This is a genomic window from Acinetobacter sp. YH18001 (assembly GCF_013416975.1).
GTDB classification, from domain to species: Bacteria; Pseudomonadota; Gammaproteobacteria; order Pseudomonadales; family Moraxellaceae; genus Acinetobacter; species Acinetobacter pseudolwoffii.
Map to the genome: position 1 here is coordinate 1 of NZ_VPEU01000086.1, position 4,834 is coordinate 4,834.

At 43.1% G+C, this 4,834-nt stretch carries 6 protein-coding genes; 2 read left to right on the forward strand and 4 right to left on the reverse strand.

Features of this window, described 5'->3' with window-relative positions:
• A partial coding sequence (locus tag FTV48_RS14090; protein ID WP_180000731.1) for an ISNCY family transposase occupies positions 1-1,038 on the forward strand: 1,038 nt, incomplete at its 5' end.
• A gap of 578 nt (positions 1,039-1,616) precedes the next feature.
• On the forward strand, positions 1,617-1,892 hold the full coding sequence (locus FTV48_RS14095) for a hypothetical protein (protein WP_180000732.1): 276 nt from the start codon (positions 1,617-1,619) through the stop codon (positions 1,890-1,892).
• Between the two features lie 78 nt (positions 1,893-1,970).
• Here the strand turns inward: FTV48_RS14095 and FTV48_RS14100 are convergent, their stop codons facing one another.
• From FTV48_RS14100 to FTV48_RS14115, 4 genes are all read right to left on the reverse strand, one after another.
• Entirely contained in the window at positions 1,971-3,617 is a 1,647-nt protein-coding gene (locus tag FTV48_RS14100) for an IS66-like element ISAba17 family transposase (protein ID WP_001094416.1), read from the reverse strand.
• A 74-nt stretch (positions 3,618-3,691) separates the two neighbouring features.
• Positions 3,692-4,027 carry an IS66 family insertion sequence element accessory protein TnpB gene (gene tnpB / locus FTV48_RS14105; protein ID WP_000618090.1) on the reverse strand — a complete coding sequence of 112 codons (336 nt, stop codon included), beginning with the start codon at positions 4,025-4,027 and terminating at the stop codon, positions 3,692-3,694.
• Positions 4,024-4,452, reverse strand: a complete 429-nt coding sequence (locus tag FTV48_RS14110) for a transposase (RefSeq protein ID WP_000364662.1) — start codon at positions 4,450-4,452, stop codon at positions 4,024-4,026. The genes tnpB and FTV48_RS14110 overlap by 4 nt, the downstream gene beginning before the upstream one ends.
• A gap of 77 nt (positions 4,453-4,529) precedes the next feature.
• Positions 4,530-4,834, reverse strand: a 305-nt coding sequence (locus tag FTV48_RS14115) for a hypothetical protein (RefSeq protein WP_218945945.1), incomplete at its 5' end; no start/stop codon positions are given.

Consider the following 4,834-nt stretch of genomic DNA (forward strand, 5'->3'; position numbering starts at 1 on the left):
TTTGACCTGAATATCCCGGTAGAAACGGTTCGGCGCTGGATGACTGCAAATGACCTTTGGATTCCGCGATCCAAACGTCTAAAACGCCCATACCAGCCACGCTATAACCGTGATTGCTTCGGTGAGCTGATCCAGATTGATGGCTCATATCATGACTGGTTCGAAGGACGCGCTGCTAAGTGCTGTTTATTGGTGTATATCGATGATGCTACCGGCAAGCTGTTGCATCTACGCTTTTGTGAGGCTGAAACGACCTTTGACTATATGCTTTCAACCCGAGCCTACATTGAGCAATACGGCAAGCCCTTGGCCTTTTATAGCGATAAACACTCGGTATTTAGAGTCAACCAGAAATCCAGGCAAGACAGCCAGATCACGCAATTTGGGCGGATTCTGAATGAGTTAAACATTGATATTATCTTCGCCAATTCACCCCAGGCCAAAGGTCGCGTAGAGCGAGCGAATAGAACCCTTCAGGACCGTTTGATCAAGGAGATGCGCCTGGAAGGCATCTGTTCGATTGCAGAAGCAAATGCCTGGTTGCCCTGCTTTATTGAGCAGTTCAATCAGAAGTTCGCCAAATGTGCGCGAAACTCAAAGAACCTGCATCGACCATTAACCGAATCTGATCTTGAACTGGATGATATTTTTACCTGGCAGGAACCGCGTAAGGTCACCAAGAACCTGACGATTACCTATGACAAATGTATTTATCTGCTTGAACCGACAGAGCTGAATCATAAGCTTGCTGGGCAATACATTTCATTTCTGGAGTATCCGGATGGCACTGTGGCCCTCATGCATGAAGGACGAAAGCTCAACTACAGCATCTTCAATAAATTGGCTGGGCTGCAGCAAAATGAGATTGTTGAGAATAAACGGTTAGGTTCAGTCCTGGCGCATATCCAGCAACAACATGAAGAATTGGAGAAACAGAATAAACGTTCCCGTGCCAAGAAAAGTATGCCGAGCCGTAAAGCTCAGAAAGCTGTTATTGGACAAAGAAATTTAAATCCTGTGCTTGACTCTTGTGGTTAAAAACAGGACATTTTAAATGGTTTATCGCATAGACATTTTAATTGGTGAATAACATAATTTTAAATAATAAAAAACCCCGGCATCCTGCCGGGGTTTTTTGTATTGGTTCGCTCGGTATAACTCCTGTCGTACCTTACTTTCCTTGTGCCTATCTCTTATTATTCTTCTCTGGAGCATCCTGCTCTCTATGTATCCATCATAGGAAACTGCAGCCAGGTCGTATAGGCGCAAAGGACCGGAATTAATGTGAGCATATACGTACAAGAGTGGCTAAAAACGCTCCAGCTTTTACCAAACTAGAAGAGTCATTCCTTAGTCATGACTAATATTTCGCATAACAGCCATTATATTAAATGGTGATTTTAATAAATCTATAATTAAAAAATTAATGATTTCTTACTCTATTATCTGAATTATGTTATAAAAAAATATTAAAAATAAATAATTTAAGAATGAATAAGTTTTGGATCCGATATCTATCAATAGTTCTAATTTGTATTTTGATAGTTTTTGTCCCAAATATGTATCACGATAAAAAAAGTCTTAATTCAAGGACTGATACACTATGTGGTGTGTATGTGGGAGATACAATATTCGAAAAAAGCCATAGAGTAACCATACCTTTTTTTCATATCCTTCTACCTGATGGAAAGACTGTTTCTTTCAGAAAAAACCTTTCTCTTTCTCAATACCTGTCATTTCTTCTTTGGGGAGATGATTTAAAAAGAATAAAATTAATTTTAGCTAATATGCGTATTGGGCAATCTTATTGTGTGGTTTTTAGTATTGATTACTATGAGGAAAATAGTCCAGCTCCTGTCCCATATCTAATTGGCATTAAAATAAAAGAATGAACATAACTGAAACAACAATTTGAACTTATGCATTCTTTAAGAATTCCGTAAGCATCCGCTGAACGCCATCGCCAAGTTTTAACGGGGTTCAGGTTTCCAGCGGTGAGGTAGTAATTCTTCTATTTGGGGCACTTTATGTGTTGGCAACCTTTTCAGCACATCACTTAAATAGGCATACGGATCCAAGCCATTCAGCTTTGCTGACTGGATTAAAGTCATGATATTGGCAGCTCGTTGACCACTGCGCAGCGAACCTGCAAATAGCCAGTTCTTACGCCCCAAGGCCCAGGGACGCATTTGGTTCTCTATCCAATTATTGTCAATGGGTAGATTGCCATCATCCAGATAGCGGCTTAAAGCAGTCCAACGTTTTAGGCTGTAATTGATCGCCCGGGCGGTTGGAGAACTCGATGGCACCGTCAGCTGATGTTGGTTGAGCCATTCATATAGTTGTTGCATGACCGGTTGACTATGCTGTTGTCGGTATTCGCAGCGGTCTTCCGCTGTACCATCCGTCTTTTTTCTTAATTCTGCTTCTATCGCATATAATTTCTGAATCAGCACTAATGCCTGTTCAGCGACCTGACTTTTCTTGGTCACATGTAGTTCATGGAATTTACGACGTGCATGTGCCATGCAGCCCACCTCAATGACCTGACCTGATCTAAAGCGTGCTTTATAACCACTGTAATCATCACAGACCAAATGACCCTGCCAGCCTTTCAGGAAGTCTTCAGCATGCTGGCCAGAACGGCTATCTTGAAAGTCATAGATCACTGCCTGAACTGGATTGTACTGTGTGCTGGCATAGGCCCAGACATAACCTTTTTTGGGCTTTTTCTCATTTTCACCCATCTGCATGACCGTCACCGGTGTTTCATCTGCATGGATCACCTGCTGTTGCAGTACCACCTGTTTTAAGGCATTGGCCAGAGGTTCCAGTTCCACCCCACAGCGGCCAATCCAGTCAGATAACGTTGATCTAGACAGATCAACACCTGCGCGTAGAAAGATTTGACGTTGACGGTACAAAGGCAAATGATCGGCATACTTTGACACCAGCACATGGCTAAGCAATTCAGGTGAAGCAATGCCTTTATCAATCACATAGGCTGGCATCGCTTGCTGAGTCAGAGTGTCACACTGATCACAGACCCATTTACCACGCACATGCTGTTCCTTATAGAACTGTGCCGGTCTGAAATTCAGTTTTTCACTGACATCTTCACCGATACGACGCAAGGTACAGCCACAACTGCATTGTGTTGATTCAGGTTCATGCTCAATACGGAGGGTGTGTAGATGATCTGGCAACAGCCGACGTTTAGGTTTGTTGACTGGGGCTTTCTGTGCAGCTGCATTGGTTTTATCTGCATTCAGTCGTTCCAGTTCCAGATCAACCGCTGCAATATCTTCTTCAACCGCTTCATCCCAGAGATGGATTTGTTTTGCGGTTAGATGTTCGTTTTTACTGCCGAATTTATGCTGTTTAAATAGTGCAAGCTCATGCTCGTATTTTTGATTGAGAATAGAAAGATGTTGAACTTTAGAATCTAATTGCTGATTGGTGACTTCAAGATGTTGAACTCTGGCATCTAATTGCTGATTTGATTGTTCCAGTTGTTGTTTAGATTGTGCCAGAGACTGATGCTGCATCGCCAACTGTCTGGTAAATTCCAGCAGTTGTTCATGGGTCAGTTGGCTTAAATCAGGCAGCGTATTCATGACCGCAGTATGCCTGAGGTCATGATGCAGAGGAAATAGAACGTTTGGAGAATAGCAGAATGGATGAGCCTGGTTTAGAGCATTGTTACCACTTGCTGCAGTCCGATTCTTTGCCAGGGCAAACCCTGGATCAGTGCCTGTAACTGCTCCGGGCTGATCGCCATACTTTCACCCTGGTGAACTTTAGCCCAGTGGAATTTCCCCTGTTCCAGCCGCCGGGCACACAGCCAGATACCCAGTCCATCATGCACCAGCACTTTCATACGATGGCCACGCTTATTACAGAACAGGTAAGCGCAATGCGGTTTGATGTAGCCAAAGGCTCTCAGCACCTGAGCCATGGCTGTATCCATCCCTGCACGCATGTCCATCGGCTGGGTAGACAACCAGATCTCATCAATACGAATCATTGAGTCAAACCCTGGATCAGCAACAGTAATTCAGTTACTGACTCCACCGGCCAGTCGATCTCGATCATCTGATCCCTTGCGGAACTTGGTGCCTCATGTAATGGAATCCTGATATGAGCGACAGCTTTCTTCTCTGGCACAGGTGGTAGAGGTGCTTCTTGTTTGACTGGAGTCGGGTGAAGAATGACCGGAAGAAAGTCAGTCTGTGGAATGGATGGGGTTTTTAATGCAGGGGGCATTGATCTGGACTGACGAATCCATTTATGTAGCAGATTGGCATTGATCTGATGTTGCATTGCTACCTTGGCCACTGATGTATCTGGCTGCTGGCATTGCTGAATAAGTTGATGTTTAAATTCAGCTGTGAAGGTTCGACGGGGCTTTTTTAGCGTTGGTGCACTGTCTATAACTGTCTTTAAATCCATAAATAGGTGTCCACTTAAATTTTAGTGGACACTATCGCGGTATTAATGAGTTAGAAAAAGTGGGGTTCAGCGGACGCTTACTTTCCAACAAATTCCTTATCTAAGAGTAACTCCCATACATAGAAAACTGTTGCTGAAATTACTTCTGGATCTTGTGGAATATACGACTCTAAACTATATCTCTCTTTTTTATCTCTAATGACAGTATTCCTTGCAGCCTTAAAGTAACCTCTAACATCACGAACAACCTCTGGTGCTTTATGATCAGGCGTTGCAATATAAGATGAATAGTGAAGTTTGGAAATTTGCCACCAAGTATTCCCCATCTTAGTAGAAAAAGCATTATGCATAGAGTTTCTTAGAGAAACCTCAATAATAGTAC